Here is a 16938-nt window from a genome sequence, read left to right on the forward strand (position 1 = left end):
ATGACCACCGCCACCACGCAGGGGATCCTGCCGGACAGCCGGCAGGTCATGGCCGACGCGCTGCGCACCATCGAGCGGCTGCGGCGCCGGATCGCGGCGAGCCGCGACGCCTGGCTGGACGAGCCGATCGCGATCGTCGGCATGGGCTGCCGGTTTCCCGGTGGTGCCGACACGCCGGAGGCGTTCTGGCACGTGCTCCGCAACGGGGTCGACACGACCGGTGAGTTCCCGCCGGAGCGCGCCGACGCCCGCGCGCTGTACGACCCGGACCCGCAGGCGCCGGGCAAGGCGTACACGATCCGGGGCGGCTTCCTGGGCCGGGTGGACCGGTTCGAGCCGGAGGTCTTCGGGATCTCACCACGCGAAGCGCTGGGCATGGACCCGCAACAGCGGCTCGCGCTGGAGGTGTGCTGGGAGGCGCTGGAGCGGGCCGGGTACGCCCCCGACGCGCTGGAGGGCACCCGCACCGGTGTGTACCTCGGCATGAGCACCACCGACTACGTACGGCTGCGGCAGCAGATCGGCGACATCAACGACGTCGACGCGTATCAGCTGGTGGGCGAGCCCAGCTTCACCGCCGGCCGGATCTCGTACGTGCTGGGCCTGCGCGGTCCCAGCAAGGTGGTCGACACGTCGTGCTCGTCGTCGCTGGTGGCGGTCCACGAGGCGTGCCAGGCGCTGCGGCTGCGCGAGTGCGACCTCGCCCTGGCCGGCGGCGTGAACATGCTGCTGGCCCCGTACGGCTTCGTGCTGATGAGCAAGTTCGGCGCGCTGGCGGCCGACGGGCGGTGCAAGACGTTCGACGAGACGGCGGACGGCTACGCGCGCGGTGAGGGCGCCGGCGTGGTGGCGCTCAAGCGGCTCGCGGACGCCGAGGCGGACGGCGACCACGTGATCGCGATCGTCCGCGGGTCCGCCGTCAACCACGACGGGCGCTCCAGCGGGCTGACCGTGCCCAGCCCGGCCGCGCAGCAGGAGGTCATCGCCGCCGCGCTGGCCCAGGGCCGGGTCGACCCGGCGGACGTGGACTACGTGGAGGCGCACGGCACCGGCACCGCGCTGGGCGACCCCATCGAGCTGCGCGCCCTGCAGGCGGCCGTGGCCCGGCACCGGCCAGCCGGGATGCCGCTGCTGGTCGGCTCGGTGAAGACGAACATCGGGCACCTGGAGCCGGCCGCGGGCGTCGCCAGCCTGATCAAGCTGGCGCTCGCCATCGAAGCCGGCGAGGTGCCGCCGCACCTGCACCTGCGCCGGCCGAACCCCAATGTGGACTGGCAGCGGCTGCACGTACAGGTGCCCGGCGAGTGTGTCCCGTGGCCGGACCGGGGCGGTCCCCGGATCGGCGCGGTGAGCAGCTTCGGCGCGAGCGGCACGAACGCCCACGCCGTGCTCGCCTCGGCGGTGCCGCGCCCGCGGCGGCCGGAACCGCGCCGGCCGTACGGGCTCTTCCTGGCCTCCGCGCGCACCGAAGAGGCGCTCCGCGACCTGGCCGCCGCGCACGCGGCCCGGCTGCGCGGCCCCGGCGGGCCCGACCTGCACGACGCCTGCTTCACCAGCCAGGTCGGCCGGGCCGTGCAGGCGCGCGGGCTGGCCGTCGAGGCCGCCGGCGTGGACGACCTGGCCGACGCGCTGTCCGCGTACGCCCGCGGCGGCGGCGACCCGGGCGTGACCGTCGGGGCCCTGCCGCCGCACCGGCAGCGCCGGGTGGCCTGGCTGTTCACCGGCGCGGACGTGCCGTACGCGGGCACCGGGGACGGGCTGTTCGCCGAGCCCGCGTTCGGGGAGGCGTTCGAGCAGTGCGCCGAGCTGCTGGACTCCACAGTGGACCAGCCCGAGCCGGCGCTGTTCGCGTTGCAGTACGCGCTGGCGGCGATGTGGCTGTCGTGGGGCCTGCGCCCGGCCGCCGTGGCCGGATATGGCGTCGGCGAGATCGTGGCCGGCTGCGTGGCGGGCGCGCTGGCGCTGCCGGACGCGGCGGCGCTGGTGGCCGCGCGCGCCCGGTCGACGGCCCTGCCGGCAGTCAATGCCACCGCGCCGGCCATCCCGATGGTGTCCACTGTGACCGGTGATTGGGTCGCGGCGGACGGGTTCGGGCGCGAACACTGGGCGGGGCTGGCGACGGGCACCGGCCGCTTCGCCGAGGCCGTACGGGCGCTGCACGTTTCCGGCTGCCGCACGTTCCTGGAGCTGGGTCCGGTGTCGGCATCGTCCACAGTGGCCGCCGAGGTGGGCGACCCGGAGGCGATGTTCGTATCCACGTTGCGTGCCGGCCTGGACGACCAGCGGGCCGTGCTGCGGGCGCTCGGCGCGCTGTGCGTACGGGGTGCCCGGCCGGACTGGGCCGCGTTTCACGACGGCGAGCAAGTCGCCAGGGTGCCCCTGCCGACCACCCCGTGGCGCGGGGACTCCTACTGGTTCCGGGAGGCGCCCGCCGCGGCGCCGCCGGCGGGTGGCTCCCGGGCCGCCCGGCCCGGTGACGAGGCGCACCGCCTGCCCGGCCCGGTGCCGGCGTACGAGCTGCCGGTGCGGCGGTGGGCGGCGGCGCCGGTGATCGACCCGGCGGGGCGCCGATCCGTACCGCTGGGCGCCCTCGTCGACGCCGCGGTGGCGGCGGCCCGGGACTGCCTGGGCGGGGACTGGCCGCGCGTCTCGGACGTGGACGCGCCCGTACCGGTCCCGCTGGACGAGCCGGACCGGGCGACGGTCCGGCTCACCGTGACCGAATCGGCGGACGGCTCCGCGGTGTGGGAGGTGTTCAGCCAGACCGAGGCGGAGGCGGCCGCCGGCGCCCCGTGGCAGCGGCACGCCCATGGCCGGTTGCGCCGCCGTCCGGATCCGCGGGCCGGGCTGGGGCAGGCCGGCCCGGTCGACGCCGCCGCCCTGCCCGCGGTCGCGCACCGCACCCCGGACGCTGGCTTCCTCGTCCCGGTGCCGGCGGACGCGCCGCCCGGCTGGGCCGGCGTGCTCGACGCCGCGACGGCCGCCGCAGCTCGGCAGCCGGCCTCCGGTCCGGTGACCGGCTGCGCCGAGCTCACCGCCCCGGCGCTGTCCGAGATCCGGTACGCCTACGCCGGCCCCGATGAGGAGGCGGTCACGCTGCTGGCCGCCGACGGCACCGTCGCCGGGCACGTGCGTGGACTGCGCGCGGGCGGATCGGCGGACGGAGCGGCGCCGTGGCGGGACCCGGACACGCTGCTCCACGAGATCGGCTGGCACGACATCGGCGACTGCGCCACCGACCTACCGGTTGCCGGCGAGGGCTGGCTGGTGGTGGCGGACCCGGGCGGCGACGCCGGGCGTACCGCGGATCGGCTGGCCACGGCGCTGCGCGCGGGCGGCGCCGAGGTGACCGTTGCGGCGTCGCCGGTGGGTGGGGTGGCGCAGGCGTGCGCGCCCGAGCCCGATGCGGTCCGGGCACTGGTCGACGCGTGGCGCGCGGCGGCCGTCCGGCCGGTCCGGGTGGCGCTGCTGACCGGCCTGGACGCGCCCCGGCCGCCGCACGCGGACGCCTGGGCCCTCGACGAGTACGCCGCGCGCGCCGACCTCACCGCGGTGGCGCTGGTGCGCGAGCTCGCCGGCCGCGACGACTGCCCGGACGCCCGCGTCACGCTGGTGACCCGGGGAGCGGTGCCCGCGGCCGGCGGAAGCGACGTGGTCAGCCCGGCCGGTGCCACGCTGTGGGGCCTGGGCCGGGTGCTGGCGCTGGAGCACCCCGACCGGTGGGGCGGCATCGTCGACCTGGACCCGGACCCGGACGGAGCCGGCGACGCGGAGCCGGGCGTGCTGCTCGCCGCGCTGGCCGATGCCGCCGAGGACCAGCAGGCCGTACGCGCCGGGCGGCGGCTGGCCGCGCGGCTCGTGCCCAGCCCGCTCACCCCCGCCGAGTCGCGCCCGGCCCCGCCGGTGCGCGCCGATGGGACGTACCTCGTCACCGGAGCCTTCGGCGGCATCGGCGCCGAGGTGGCCGGCTGGCTGGCGCGGGCCGGAGCCGGCCGGCTCGTGTTGCTCGGCCGCACGCCGCCGCCGGAACGCCCGCGGCCGGAGGACGACCAGCCCGGCGATCCGCCGGGCGCGGCGCTCGTGCGCCGGCTGCGCGGGATGGGGGCGGACGTCGTCGTCGCCGCCGCGGACGTCACCGACGAGGCCGCGATGGCCAGGGTGTTCGCCACGCTGGACGCCGGCCCGCGGCCGCTGCGCGGCGTGGTGCACGCGGCCGGCGTGTCCGGACCGCAGTTCGTGCGGGAGGTCGAGCCCGGCGAGTACCGGCGGGTGTGGCGGCCCAAGGTGATCGGCGGCTGGCAGCTGCACCAGCTCTGCCAGGGCCTCGAACTGGACTTCTTCCTCGGCTTCTCGTCGATCGCCGCCACCTGGGGCTCGCAGCACCTGGCCAGTTACGCGGCCGGCAACGCGTTCCTGGACGGCCTGGCCGAGCACCGCGCGGCCCAGGGCGCGCCCGCGCTGTCGGTCAGCTGGGGCCCGTGGGACCTGCCGACCCAGCTCTTCGGCGCGGACGTGCTCGCCTTCCTGCGCGCCACGGGCCTGCGCCCGCTGTCCGCGCCGCAGTGCCTGCGGCTGCTGGGCGGGCTGCTCGCCGGTGATCGGCCGCACCGGGTGGTCAGCGCGGTCGACTGGAGCGTGTTCAAGCCGGTCATGCAGGCCCGCACCGACCGGCCGATGCTGAGCACCGTCGAGGTCGCCGAGGACGCCGCGGGGAGCGAAGCGGCGGCGCCGGTGCTGGCCGAACTGGCCGCCGCCGGTGCGGAGGGCGCCGCCGCCGTGCTCACCGACTATCTGCGCGGCGTGCTCGGCGGCGTGCTCGGCGCCGATCCGGCCACGCTGTCCGACGACGTCGACCTGATGGCGTACGGGCTGGACTCGCTGATGGTCATGGAGGTGGTGCGCGGCTGCAAGCGGGACCTGCGGGTCACCGTCCGGGCCAGCGATCTCTTCGAGCGCTCGTCGCTGGGCGAGTGGGCGGACTACCTGGCCGGCACGGCCGGTCCGGCGACCGAGGGTGAAGGCCCGGAAGACCCGGCCTGGATCGCCCGCGAGGTGGCGCTCGACCCCGCGATCCGCGCGCCGGCGGCGGCCACCGCACCGGTACGGCCGCCGCGCGAGGTGCTGCTGACCGGCGCGACCGGGTTCGTCGGGGCGTACCTGCTGGCCGAGCTGCTGGCCAAGACGCCGGCCCGGGTGCACTGCCTGGTGCGCGCGGATGACCCGGCGGGCGGGCTGGCCCGGTTGCGGTCCAACATGGAGCGCTACCTGCCGTGGCCGGACGGCGCCGCCGAGCGCGTCGTGGCCGTCCCCGGCGACCTGGCCCGGCCGATGCTGGGCCTGCCGGCCGACCGGTTCGAGGCGCTGGCCGGGCGGCTGGACGCCATCTACCACAACGGCGCGTGGGTCAACTTCAGCTACACGTACGACCAGCTGCGCCCGGCGAACGTCGAGGGCACCGCCGAGATCCTCCGGCTGGCTTGCGGGGGCGGGCGGCTCACGCCGGTGCACCACGTGTCCACGTACGGCATCTGGGGCATTCCGCAGGACGGCCGCCGGCGGATCGCCGAGGGAGACGACCTCGCCTCCGCGGGGCGGCTGGTCACCGGGTACGCGCAGACGAAGTGGGCGGCCGAGCGCCTGGTGGAGCTGGCCCGCGAGCGGGGTGTCCCGGTCGCGGTCTACCGTCCCGGCCGGGTGCTCGGCGACTCGCGGACCGGCGCGTGCCTGACCACCCACTTCACGACCCGGGTGATCAAGGGCTGCCTGCAGCTCGGCATGGCACCCGATCTCGACATCGACATCGAGATGACGCCGGTCGACTACGTCGCGACGAGCCTGGTGCGGCTCTCGTTGGCCGGCGCGGTTGGCACGTACCACCTCGTCAACGGGCAGAAGATGGCGTTCCGCGACCTGGTCGGCGCGCTGCGCCGGTACGGCTGGCCGGTGCCGCTGGTGCCGGTCGACCAGTGGTGGGACGCGCTGCGGGAGTCCTATCCGGAGCGACCGAACGAGCTGCACCCCGTGATGGACCTGGTCGAGGAGTTCATCGTGGGCGGCGAAGAGGCGATCGACTACGACGACGCGGCGGTGGAGGTCGGGCTGGCGGGCACCGGCATCCTGTGCCCGCCGCTCGACGACGCGCTGTTGCAGACGTACCTCGGCTGGCTGTTGCAGGCCGGCTACCTGCCCGCGCCGGCTGGCGGGCCGTCCCCGTCCCCCGTTCCTGGTTCCCCGGTCATGTGAGGAGAGGCGCCGTGAGCGATTTCAATGCCAGCAGGGCGCAGGACACGACGTACGACGTGGTGGTCCTGGGGTCCGGTCTGGCCGGTTCGGTGCTGGCAGCGTGCCTGGCACGCAACGGCGCCCGGGTGCTGATCGTGGACGCCGGCACCCATCCCCGGTTCGCCATCGGCGAGTCCACGATCCCGTACACGTCGATGATGATGCGGCTGGTCAGCGAGCGGTACGGCGTACCGGAGCTGAAGTGGCTGACGACGTTCGAGGCCGTGCACGCGAAGGTGAGCACCAGCGGCGGGGTGAAGCGCAACTTCGGCTTCCTCTACCACCGGCCGGGCGAGGAGCAGGATCCGCGCCAGACCAACATGTTCCCGATCCCGAAGATCACCCACACCGAGAACCACTTCTTCCGGCAGGACACCGACAACTGGATGCTCATGGTGGCGGCGCGCTACGGCGCGACGGTGCGGCAGCAGGTGCGCATCTCCTCCGTCGACATCGACGAGAGCGGCGTGACCGTGCGGCACGACCGGGGCGAGCCGTTCCACGCGAAGTTCATCGTGGACGCCAGCGGCTTCCGGTCGTTCCTGGCCGAGCAGTTCTCGCTCCGTGAGGAGCCGACCCGGCTGCGGCACCACTCGCGCAGCCTGTTCACCCACATGGTCGGGGTCCGCCCGTACGACGAGATCGCGCCGAAGAGCCGCTACCACCACCCGAGCCCGTGGCACGAGGGCACGCTGCACCACATCTTCCCCGGCGGCTGGATGTGGGTGATCCCGTTCGACAACCATCCGCGGGCGACCAATCCACTGTGCAGCGTGGGGGTGAACTACGACCCGCGCATCCATCCGGTGCCGGACTGCACGCCCGAGGAGGAGTTCCGCCGGTTCATCGCCCAGTTCCCGGGCATCGAGCCGCAGTTCGCCCGCGCGCGGGCGGTGCGCGACTGGACCCGCACCGGTCGCCTCCAGTACTCGCCGAACCAGACGGTCGGCTATCGCTGGTGCCTCACCTCGCACGCGGCCGGGTTCATCGACGCGCTCTTCTCCCGCGGGCTGTCCAACACCATGGAGATCATCAACGTGCTCGTCCAGCGGCTGCTGGACGCGATCAAGGATGACGACTTCGCGGTCGAGCGGTTCGAGGCGGTCCAGGAGCTGGAGCAGGGCCAGCTCGACTTCAACGACGACCTGGTGGCCAACGCGTACACGTCGTTCGGGGACTGGCGGCTGTGGGACGCCTGGTTCCGGGTCTGGTCGCTGAGCCAGATCCTGGCCACGTTCGAGGTGAACAAGGCGTACGCCCAGTTCGTCGACAGCCGCGACCCGTCCGTGCTGAGCCGCATGGAGAAGCCGTGGTGGCGGGTCACACTGTCCACTTTCGACCCGAGCCGGGTGAAGAACGCCGACCACGTCGCGGTGCTGAAGCTGCTGACCGAGGTCGGCCGCAAGATGCAGGCCGTACAGGCGGGCGAGGCCGAAGCCGGACAGACGGCGGAGGAGATCACCGCACTGCTGCGCGCCGCCGACTTCGTGCCGCCGGCCTTCGGGCTGGCCGAACCGGACAACCAGTGGACCGACGCCAGCGTCCCGAAGATCCTCTCCACGCTGCGCTGGGCCAAGCGGAAGGCGCCGCCGTCGATCGGCGAGCTGACGTACGACGGGCTGACCCTCTTCATGAAGAAGCGGTTCGCCAAGGGCGAGTTCGAGCCCATCGAGGAGATCAAGCAAATCCTTGCCGGCTGGCCCGTGATCGGCCGCCGGCTGCGCGTGCCCGAGCCCAAGTGATCCGCCTCAGCCGCATGAGGAGTGCCCGATGAGTGAACTGACCAGCGCCGAAAAGCCGCTCTACGACGTCGCGATCCTGGGCTCCGGGTTCGCCGGCTCCATGCTGGGCTGCATCCTGGCCCGCAACGGGGCCAAGGTGCTGATGGTCGATGCCAAGGCACACCCGAAGTTCGCGATCGGCGAGTCGACGATCCCGAACATGCTGGTGTCGCTGCGTACCATGGCCGAGCGCTACCAGGTGCCGGAGCTGCTGGCACTGTCCACATACACCGGTTGCCAGCGGATCATCTCGCCCTGGCACGGAGTGAAGAACCACTTCGGGTTCCTCAACCACCAAGAGGGCAAGCAGCAGGACCCGATGCAGCTGACGATGTTCAACTTCCCGAAGCTGCTGCACGAGACCGCGCACATGTACCGGCAGGACACCGACGCGTACCTGTTCCACGCCGCCATCAAGTACGGCTGCGTCGCGCGGCTGAACTTCACGATCGCGGACGTCGACTTCGAGGACTCGCACGTCACGGTCAGCTCGACGCGCGGTGAGCAGTTCCGCGCGCGGTACGTCGTGGACTCCAGCGGATACCGGTCCCCGCTGGCCCAGAAGTTCAACCTCCGGGACGACCCGTGCCGGTTCAAGCACCACTCCAGGGCCATCTGGAACCACATGCTGACCGTCCCGTCGACCGACGCCGTCTTCAAGCGGGCGAAGGCCGACACCCCGCCGGTGCCCTGGTACGAGGGCACCGTGCACCACCTGTTCGAGCGCGGCTGGTTCTGGATCATCGCGTTCGACAACCACAAGTCCTCGCGCAACCCGCTGTGCAGCGTCGGGCTCACCATGGACGAGCGCCGCTACCCGCAGCGCGAGGGCGCCTCGGCCGAGGACGAGTTCTGGGAGCACGCCGCGCGGTTCCCGGACATCGCCCGGCAGTTCGAGGGCGCCCAGCCGATGCGCGAGTGGGTGCGCACGGACCGCCTGCAGTACTCGTCCAAGCAGACGGTGGGCGACCGCTGGGTGCTGCTGGCGCACGCGGCCGCGTTCCTCGACCCGCTCTTCTCCCGCGGCCTGTCGAACACCTGCGAGGCGGTCAACGTGCTGGCCTGGCGGATCCTGCGGGCGGTCAAGGACGACGACTTCTCCGCCGACCGCTTCGCCGACGTGGAGAAGCGGCAGCAGGCCCTGTTCGACGGCAACGACAAGCTGGTCAACGCCGCGTACATCTCGTTCGAGGACTACGACCTGTGGACGGCGGTGTTCCGGATCTGGGCCTGGGGCTCCAACGCTGGCACGTTCCGGGCGCACGAGGCGTTCCGCCGCTGGCGGGCCGACGGCGACGACCGGCACCTGATCGAGCTGGAGAACACCGAGAACCCGGGCCTGCACTGGTCTGACCACGTGGGCTACGGCGAGCTGTTCAACGACATGGTGCGCCAGTGCGACGACTTCGAGGCCGGACGGATCAACGCCCGGGAGGCGGCCGACGCGCTGTACGACCACCTCAACCGCGCCCCGTTCGTGCCCCGGCACTTCGGCTGGACCGACCGGAAGCTGCGGTTCATCAACCCCACGCCGCCCAAGCTGGCCCGCACGATGCTGTGGGCCGCGACGAAGGCGCCGCCGGACGTGCGCCGGATCATGCTCGGCTTCGTCCGCGAGGCCGCGAAGGAGTTCGTGCTCGGCCGGAAGATCTTCTGACCGGGGCGTCCGCAGAGAACTGGGAGGTCTGCCATGTCCACACCTGTTGCCGACCCGACGACCCCGTACGACGTCGCGATCGTCGGCGGGCACCTGACACCGGCGCTGCTCGCCGCGGTCCTGGCCCGCCAGGGCGTACGCGTGCTGCTGGTCGACGGGCCCGACCGGGGCACCGAGCCCGGCGGGGACAGCACCGTCCCGTACACCACCGCCGTCTACCAGTTGCTGGCGGAACGGTTCGACGTGCCGGAGATCGCGGCCTTCGCACACTTCGTGGACCTGCCCGAGCGGGTCCGCCGGGTCAGCGGGATCAAGAAGAGCCTCGCCTTCCTGCACCACACCCCTGGGCGGCGGCACGACCCGGCGCACACCGTGCAGTTCCACGTGCCGGGGAGCACGGCGAGTGGCATCCGTACCGGCCGGTGGTCGACGACTACGCCCGCGAGATTGCCGCGACGTACGGCGCGCACACCCTGCCGGACCGCGCGCCGGTGGTCGCGCTCCGGCCGGCCGGTGACGGGGTGGCCGTGGCCCTGGCGGACGGCCGGGAGTTCACCGCGCGGTACGCGGTGGACGCGTGCGGGGTCGACTCCCCGCTGCGGGCCGGGCTGGGTCCGGGGCGCGGCGGGGCAACGGATCCGCTGCTCCTGCGCTCCCGCCTGCTGTCGGGGCAGTTGCGCGGCGTGACACCGCTCGAAGGGTGCCTCGACGTCGCCGGCTATCCCGGCGCCACCGCCTGGTCGAAGGGCACGATCCACCACCTGTTCCCCGGCGGCTGGATTCAGGTGGTCGACCACGGCAACCACGACGGCTCCGTGCACCCCGTCTGCGGGGTGACGGTAGGCGTCGACCCGCACCGGTTCGCCGATCTGCCGGCCGACGCCGCGGCGGCGTTCAAGGCCCTGGTGGCCACCCTGCCCAGCGTCGCGGAGCAGTTCGCCGGGGCCGAGGCCGTCGGGCCGTGGGTGGGCGGTGACCCGTGGCAGCGGCTGCCCGCGGCGACGTACGGCGACCGCTGGTTCGCGATGGAGCGCGCGGCGTGCCGGACCGACGACTTCCTGTCCCGGGACGCCACGATGGGCGCGGAGATCGTGCACGCGCTCGCCGCGGCGCTGCTGCGGATCGTCCAGGACGGGGCGCCCGCGGGCGAGCAGTTCGCCCGGGTGGCCGCGTACCAGGGCGAGCTGATCGCGTTCAACGACCGGATGCTGGCCGCCGCCCGCACCGCGTGCGACGACTTCCGCCTGTTCAACGCGTTCACCAGGGTTTGGCTGCTGTGGCAGATCCTGGCCCACCTCTCGCTCAAGAGGGCGACGGCGGATGCGCTGGCGGTGGGCTCGTGGGCGCCGGTGGAGCGGTTCGCCGGCGGGGCGCTGTGGTTCGACACGCCCGATGGCCTGGGGCGCCTGCTCGACGATTTCTTCGCCCGGTTCGCGGCGGTGCGGGCGGGCAGGCTGGCGCCCGGGGCCGCGGCCGCCGGCATCTTCCAGGCACTGCGGCGGGCCAAATTCGCCCCGCCGCTGTACGCCTTCGGCGATCCGAAGGCGCGGTACTACCACTTCACCATGCTGCGCCGCCTGCTCATGGTCGCTTGGGTCAGCACGATCGCGCCGCGGGACTTCAAACGGCTGCTGACCAGGGACAACGTGACGGGTCGTCGGCGGCCACCGGCCGGGCGAGGCGCAGAAACGACTGAACGGGGGATTCGCATGGGGGCGGTGCAGTGATGAGCAAAGTCATCGATGGCAGGGTGATCATTGTCGGCGCCGGGCCGGCCGGCCTGACGGTCGCGGCGGAACTGGCGCTGGCCGGCGTCGCGTGCCGGGTGCTGGAACGCCGGCCCGAGCCGGCGCCCCGGCACCGGCTGGTGGGCCTCACGGCCGGCACGATGGCGGCCCTGAGTCTGCGTGGCTGCGTCGAGCGGTTCATCGCCAGCGGCCGGCAGGTGGCTCAGCTGGACATCGCGTCGGCCGGCACGGTGGAGCTCGGCGCGCCGACCGACAGGTTTCCGTATCTCAACGTGATGCCCGAGAGCGAGGTCGTCGAGCAGCTCACGGCCCGCGTCGTCGGGCTGGGCGTGGAGGTGATCCGCGGCGCCGAGGTCACCGGGCTGTCGTCCGACGACCACGGCGTCACCGTGCTGGTGCGCGGCGAGCGGCGGGAGTGGCAGGAGCGGGCGGCGTACGTGGTGGGCTGCGACGGCGCGGAGAGCGCCGTCCGCGATCTGGCCGGCATCGAGTTCGCCGGCCAGGCGTACGGATTCGGTGCCCTCCAGGCGGAGGTGCGGCTGTTGAACCCGCCGCCGGGCGACGCCACCATCCACTTCGGACCCGGCATCGCCGCGCTCTCCGTGGGGTGGCACGACGGCTGGCACCGGCTCACCTGCATCGACTCCACCCAGCCGTGGTGCGAGCGGCCGCCGACCGGCGAGGAACTGCACGGGCTGCTGGGCCGGATGTACGGCCCCGACACCGCCCCCGGGCAGCCCCGCTGGCTGGGCCGGCTGCGGTTGCACGAACGGCTCGCCACCCGCTATCGCCAGGGTCGGGTGCTGCTGGCCGGCGACGCGGCGCACCTGCACTCTCCGGTGGGTGGGCACGGGATCAACCTGTGCCTGGGCGACGGGTTCAACCTCGGGTGGAAGCTCGCCGCCGTGGTCCGCGGCTGGGCACCCCACGGACTGCTCGACACGTACGAGGCCGAGCGGCGGCCGGTCGCGGAGCGGGTGATCCAGGCGACGGACCGCGCGACCGCGCTGCTGAGCCCGTCCTGCGCGGACCCGGTGGGCGCCTGCCTGGCGGTCCGGGACCTCTTCGGGTTGGACACCACCCGGCCCGCCCATGCGACGCCGGCGACCGCGGCCGGCCCGCTGGATGGCCGGCCGGTGCCGGACGCCGAGCTGGTACAGCCCCAGGGCGGCACGCTGCGCCTGCGGGAGCTGCAGCGCGACGGCCGTTTCCTGCTCGTGGTGCTGGGCGGTGACTCGGCGCCGGCGATGCACGCCAAGGCGTGGCCGGACCGGGTCCGTGCGGTGGTCGCGGAGGCGGTGCCGTCCGGCCGCCTGGACCGCCTGACGGCGCTGCTGGTCCGGCCCGACGGGTACGTGGCCTGGTCGACCCGGACCACGCGGCCCTCGGTCGCGGCCCGGCTCTGCCGCGCCGCGCTCCAGCGCTGGTGCGGGCAGAATCCGGTAACCGCCACCGCGGCGGCCGGCTACGCCGCCGCGGGCGCCAGATCGGCGGTGAGATAGTGCTGGATCGTGCGCCCCAGCATGCGTATCAGCTCCTCCCGGCTGCACGCCACCAGCGTCGGCTCCTCTACCAGGTAGCGGCTCACGGCCAGACCGATCACCTGGGAGGCCGCCAGCGATGCGCGCAGCTCCGGCTGGTCCGGGCTGACCTCGGTGGCGAGCCGGCCGAAGAAGGCGGCGACGAAGTCGTCGTGCATGGCCTCCGCCACCTTCTGGTCGGTCAGCGACGCGGACAGGCGGGCACGGTACGGGACCATCGTGCGCGGGCTGTCCCAGTGCTCCAGCAGGACGGTGGCGATGTGCCGGCCGAGCCGCCGCCGGCTGCCGTGCAGCAGCCGCTCGGCAAGCTTCCCGGGTCCATGTCCACCTGGACCGCCTCGCGCAGCAGCTGCTCCCGGGAGCCGTAGTAGTGCCGTACGAGCTTGGGATCGACGCCGACCCGCCGCGCGATGCTGCGGATACTGACGCCGTCGATCCCATGTTCGGAGATCTCCTGGCGGGCGACATCGAGAATCACACGCCGGGTGGTGCCTTGCGGGCCGCCAACATCACCGTTGACGCTTCCCGGTCCTGCGGATGTCACGTACCACCTCTAAACGACCCGGGCCGCTCAGCGATGAACGGGCCCAAACCATCGACGGTCAAGTATCTCCGCAACTACTCGCACTTTCCCAATGATCTACGGTGCGTAGCCGGATCTACGACGGTTAATAAAGTTCCGGGATCAAATATTTTACCAGTCAGTAAGCCTGTATGCCCAGGTCACCCCGATGGATTGCGGCGCAGGTCCGGGGGAGGTGCCATGCACTTCGCCTGGTCAGCTGAGCGGGAGTCGGAATTCGCGGCCACTGTGGACCGCGTCACTGCGGCATTCGGGGCGACACGTTCCGTGCCGAGACGGACCGCCGGGCAGGCTGGCTGACGCTGGGTGATCTCGGCCTGCTCGGCCTCTGCCTGCCTGAGAAGTACGGCGGCGGCGGCCTCGGCGCGCTCGACACCGCCCGGCAGGTGGAGGCGTTCGGCCGCGGCTGCGCCGACACCGGCCTGGTGTTCGCCGCGAGCGCGCACCTGTTCGCCTGCGGGGTGCCGATCGCCGAGTTCGGCGGCGCCGAGGCGCGCGAGCGGTTGCTGCCCGGGATGTGTGCCGGCGACCTGATCGCGGCGAACGCGATGACCGAGGCCGACGCCGGCTCGGACGTGTCCCGGCTGGCGGCCACCGCGACGGCGGTCCCCGGTGGCTTCGTCCTCACCGGCGAGAAGAGCTTCGCCACCAACGGGCCGGTGGCCGACGTGCTGGTGACGTACGCGACCACCGACCCGGCCGCGGGACATCTCGGCATCACCGCGTTCGCCGTCGACCGGACCGCGCCCGGCGTCGTGGTCGGCGAGCCGTTCAGCAAGATGGGCCTGGAGTCGGCCGCCGCGAGCACCGTCCGGTTCGACGGCTGCTTCGTGCCCGACGCCCGCGTGCTCGGCGAGCCCGGCCAGGGCGGCGCCATCTTCCAGCACTCCATGCGGTGGGAGCGGGCCTGCCTGTTCGCCGGCTACGTGGGGCTGCTGGACCGGCTGCTGGACCGATGCGTCGAGCACGCCCGCACGCGCCGGCAGTTCGGGCGGCGGATCGGCGACTTCCAGTCCGTGGCGAACCGCGTCGTCGACATCAAGATGCGCACCGAAAGCGCCCGGCTGCTGCTCTACAAGGCGTGCTGGGAGATGGACCAGGGGCGCGGCGGTGAGCTGAGCGTCGCACTGTCCAAACTGGCCGTCTCCGAGGCCGCCGTGGCCAGCGCGCTGGACGCCGTGCGGATCTTCGGCGGGCACGGCTACCTGCGCGAGTACGGGATCGAGACCCTGCTGCGCGACACCGTGCCGAGCACCGTCTTCTCCGGCACGTCCGACATCCAGCGGCTGCTGATCGCGAGGGAGCTGGGCCTGTGACCGAGCGCGAGGAGCCCGTACGGCTGGAGTGGTACGCCCGCGTGGCTGCCGCCCGTACCCCGACGCGCCAGCCGTCGCCGCCGCGGACGGGCGGCTCACGTACGCGGAACTGGACGACCTGGCCCGGCGCCAGGCGGGCGGGCTGCACCGCGCCGGCGTGCGGGCCGGCGACCGCGTGGTGATCTGGGCCGGCAAGGGCGTCCGCACGTTCGCGCTGACCCAGGCCGTGCTGCGGCTGGGCGCGGTCTACGTTCCGGTGTCCCCGGCCAACCCGCCGGCACGGGTGGCCCGGATCGTGGCCGACGCCGGAGCGGCTCTCGTCGTGGTGGACGCCGGCACCGCCGATCGCACCGTCCCGGACAGCGCCGGCGCGCTCGCCAACGCGGTGGACATCACCGCGCTGGAGGGCGCGCCGGCGGCCGACACCCCGCCGGTCGACGGCGGCCCGGACGACCCCGCGTACATCCTGTACACCTCGGGCTCCACCGGGGAGCCCAAGGGCGTGTGCCTCAGCCACCGCAACGCCGTCGCGTTCGTGGCGTGGGCCGGTGACCTGCTGGCCGTCGGCCCCGGCGACCGGCTGGCCAACCACGCGCCGCTCAACTTCGACCTGTCGGTCTTCGACATCTACGCGGCGTTCCGGGCCGGCGCCTGCGTGCACCCCGTCCCGGAAACGCTGGCGTACGCCCCGGGCGGGCTCACCGGCTTCCTGCGCGAGCAGGAGATCACGGTCTGGTACTCGGTGCCGTCCGCGCTGATCCTCATGATCCGGGACGGCGGGCTCCTCGCGGACGGCCCGCCGCCCGCGCTGCGCGCGTGCGTGTTCGCCGGCGAGGTGATGCCGATCGCGTACGTCCACCAGCTGCGCGCCGCGTGGCCGGGCGTGCGCCTGCACAACTGGTACGGCCCGACGGAGACCAACGTCTGCGCGGCGTACGAGGTCGGCGAGCGGGACGCCGGCCGGACCCGCCCGCTGCCGATCGGTGTGCCGGCCTCCGGCGACTCCATCCTGCTCGACGGCGCGGGCCCGGACGGGACGGGCGAGATCGTGGTGTCCGGCCCGACGGTGATGCTCGGCTACTGGGGCCGGCCGGCGCATGAGGGCCCGTACCGCACCGGTGACCTGGGCAGGTTCGACCCGGACGGGCGGCTGGAGTTCCTGGGGCGCCGCGATGACCTGGTCAAGGTGCGCGGGCACCGGATCGAGCCGGCCGAGATCGAGGCGGTCATCGGGGCGCACCCGGGCATCGCCCACGTGGCCGTCATCGTCGTGGGCGCGGGACTGGACGCGGCCCTGCACGCCGTGGTGGTACCGGCCCCCGGCGCCGCCCGGCCCGGCCTGCTGGAGCTGAAGCGGCTGTGTGCCGAGCGGCTGCCCACGTACATGACCGTCGATCGAGTGTGCGTGGCGGAGCGGCTGCCGCTGACCGCCAACGGAAAGACGGACCGGGCCGCGCTGGTGGCCGCGGTCGAAGGAGGTGCGCTGTGAACCGTCCCGACCTGTCCAGTGTGGACCTCGATGCGTTTCGCACCATCATGGGATCGCTGACCAGCGGCGTGAGCGTGGTGACGGGGCTCGACCAGGAGGGCAACCCGTGCGGCATGACCTCCTCCGCGGTGTGCAGCGTGTCGGCCGACCCGCCGCTGCTGCTCACCTGCGTCAAGCCGCCCAGCCGGACGCTGGACGCGATCCAGGCGCGCGGCTGCTTCGTGGTCAATTTCCTTGATGCCGAGGGATCCGAGTTCTCCGACCTGTTCGCCAGCCGGACCAGGGACAAGTTCGCGCGCGTCGGCTGGCGGCCCAGCGAGGTGGTCGGCGCCCCGCTGCTGGACCGGACCGTGGCGTACGCCGAGTGCACGGTCCACGACCGGGTGGAAGCGGGCGACCACGTGATCGTCCTGGGGCGGATCGTCTCGGGCGCGGTCGCGCCGGAGAGGTTTCCCCTCGGGTACTGGCGAGGCAGGTACGTACGAGTGTTTCGAGTCGCGAGCGGCGTTCCACGGCGCTCCCAGGATCGTCAGGAGTAACC

General features: G+C 73.4%; 10 protein-coding genes. 8 read left to right on the top strand and 2 right to left on the bottom strand.

The window, feature by feature from the left end; all coding sequences use genetic code 11:
• The 5 genes from Prum_RS24785 (at window position 1) to Prum_RS24805 (ending at window position 12970) form a co-directional block, all read left to right on the top strand.
• Window positions 1-6243, top strand: a complete 6243-nt coding sequence (locus Prum_RS24785) for a type I polyketide synthase (RefSeq protein ID WP_173078665.1) — start codon at window positions 1-3, stop codon at window positions 6241-6243.
• A gap of 11 nt (window positions 6244-6254) precedes the next feature.
• A complete protein-coding gene (locus tag Prum_RS24790; RefSeq protein WP_173078666.1) occupies window positions 6255-8024 on the top strand; it encodes an NAD(P)/FAD-dependent oxidoreductase in 1770 nt (589 codons plus the stop codon).
• 28 nt (window positions 8025-8052) lie between these two features.
• Complete coding sequence (locus Prum_RS24795; RefSeq protein ID WP_173078667.1) at window positions 8053-9720, top strand: NAD(P)/FAD-dependent oxidoreductase; 1668 nt, start codon at window positions 8053-8055, stop codon at window positions 9718-9720.
• A gap of 521 nt (window positions 9721-10241) precedes the next feature.
• Window positions 10242-11447: a hypothetical protein gene (locus Prum_RS24800; protein ID WP_178132662.1), complete on the top strand. Its 1206-nt coding sequence runs from the start codon at window positions 10242-10244 to the stop codon at window positions 11445-11447.
• A complete protein-coding gene (locus Prum_RS24805) occupies window positions 11447-12970 on the top strand; it encodes an FAD-dependent monooxygenase (protein ID WP_173078668.1) in 1524 nt (507 codons plus the stop codon). The genes Prum_RS24800 and Prum_RS24805 overlap by 1 nt, the downstream gene beginning before the upstream one ends.
• On the opposite strand, the gene Prum_RS24810 is transcribed toward Prum_RS24805, so the two are convergent.
• Together Prum_RS24810 and Prum_RS24815 are read right to left on the bottom strand one after the other, a co-directional pair.
• Window positions 12934-13227 (bottom strand): TetR/AcrR family transcriptional regulator, encoded by a 294-nt coding sequence (locus tag Prum_RS24810; RefSeq protein ID WP_246278073.1) that lies wholly within the window; start codon window positions 13225-13227, stop codon window positions 12934-12936. The genes Prum_RS24805 and Prum_RS24810 overlap by 37 nt on opposite strands.
• On the bottom strand, window positions 13191-13487 hold the full coding sequence (locus tag Prum_RS24815; RefSeq protein WP_173078669.1) for a TetR/AcrR family transcriptional regulator: 297 nt from the start codon (window positions 13485-13487) through the stop codon (window positions 13191-13193). Before Prum_RS24815 ends, Prum_RS24810 begins: the two co-directional genes overlap by 37 nt.
• A gap of 401 nt (window positions 13488-13888) precedes the next feature.
• On the opposite strand from Prum_RS24815, the gene Prum_RS24820 reads away from it, so the two are divergent.
• Genes Prum_RS24820 through Prum_RS24830 form a run of 3 tightly spaced genes read left to right on the top strand, consistent with a single transcriptional unit; the run spans window position 13889 to window position 16936 of the window.
• The gene (locus tag Prum_RS24820; RefSeq protein WP_371871385.1) at window positions 13889-14908 is read left to right on the top strand and encodes an acyl-CoA dehydrogenase family protein; all 1020 of its coding nucleotides are present in this window, start codon (window positions 13889-13891) and stop codon (window positions 14906-14908) included.
• Window positions 14909-14936: 28 nt separating this feature from the next.
• The gene (locus Prum_RS24825) at window positions 14937-16397 is read left to right on the top strand and encodes an amino acid adenylation domain-containing protein (RefSeq protein ID WP_173078670.1); all 1461 of its coding nucleotides are present in this window, start codon (window positions 14937-14939) and stop codon (window positions 16395-16397) included.
• Window positions 16394-16936, top strand: a complete 543-nt coding sequence (locus Prum_RS24830; RefSeq protein ID WP_218577323.1) for a flavin reductase family protein — start codon at window positions 16394-16396, stop codon at window positions 16934-16936. The genes Prum_RS24825 and Prum_RS24830 overlap by 4 nt, the downstream gene beginning before the upstream one ends.
• Window positions 16937-16938: the final 2 nt, after the last annotated feature.

Origin of the sequence: Phytohabitans rumicis, from assembly GCF_011764445.1 — a bacterium.
Classification (GTDB): domain Bacteria; phylum Actinomycetota; class Actinomycetes; order Mycobacteriales; family Micromonosporaceae; genus Phytohabitans; species Phytohabitans rumicis.

What these genes read in the sequence shown, in the direction of transcription:
- Prum_RS24785 (WP_173078665.1), top strand. Translation starts at nt 1, where the DNA reads ATGACCACCGCCACCACGCAGGGGATCCTGCCGGACAGCCGGCAGGTC.
- Prum_RS24795 (WP_173078667.1), top strand. Translation starts at nt 8,053, where the DNA reads ATGAGTGAACTGACCAGCGCCGAAAAGCCGCTCTACGACGTCGCGATC.
- Prum_RS24805 (WP_173078668.1), top strand. Translation starts at nt 11,447, where the DNA reads ATGAGCAAAGTCATCGATGGCAGGGTGATCATTGTCGGCGCCGGGCCG.
- Prum_RS24810 (WP_246278073.1), bottom strand. Translation starts at nt 13,227, where the DNA reads ATGGTCCCGTACCGTGCCCGCCTGTCCGCGTCGCTGACCGACCAGAAG.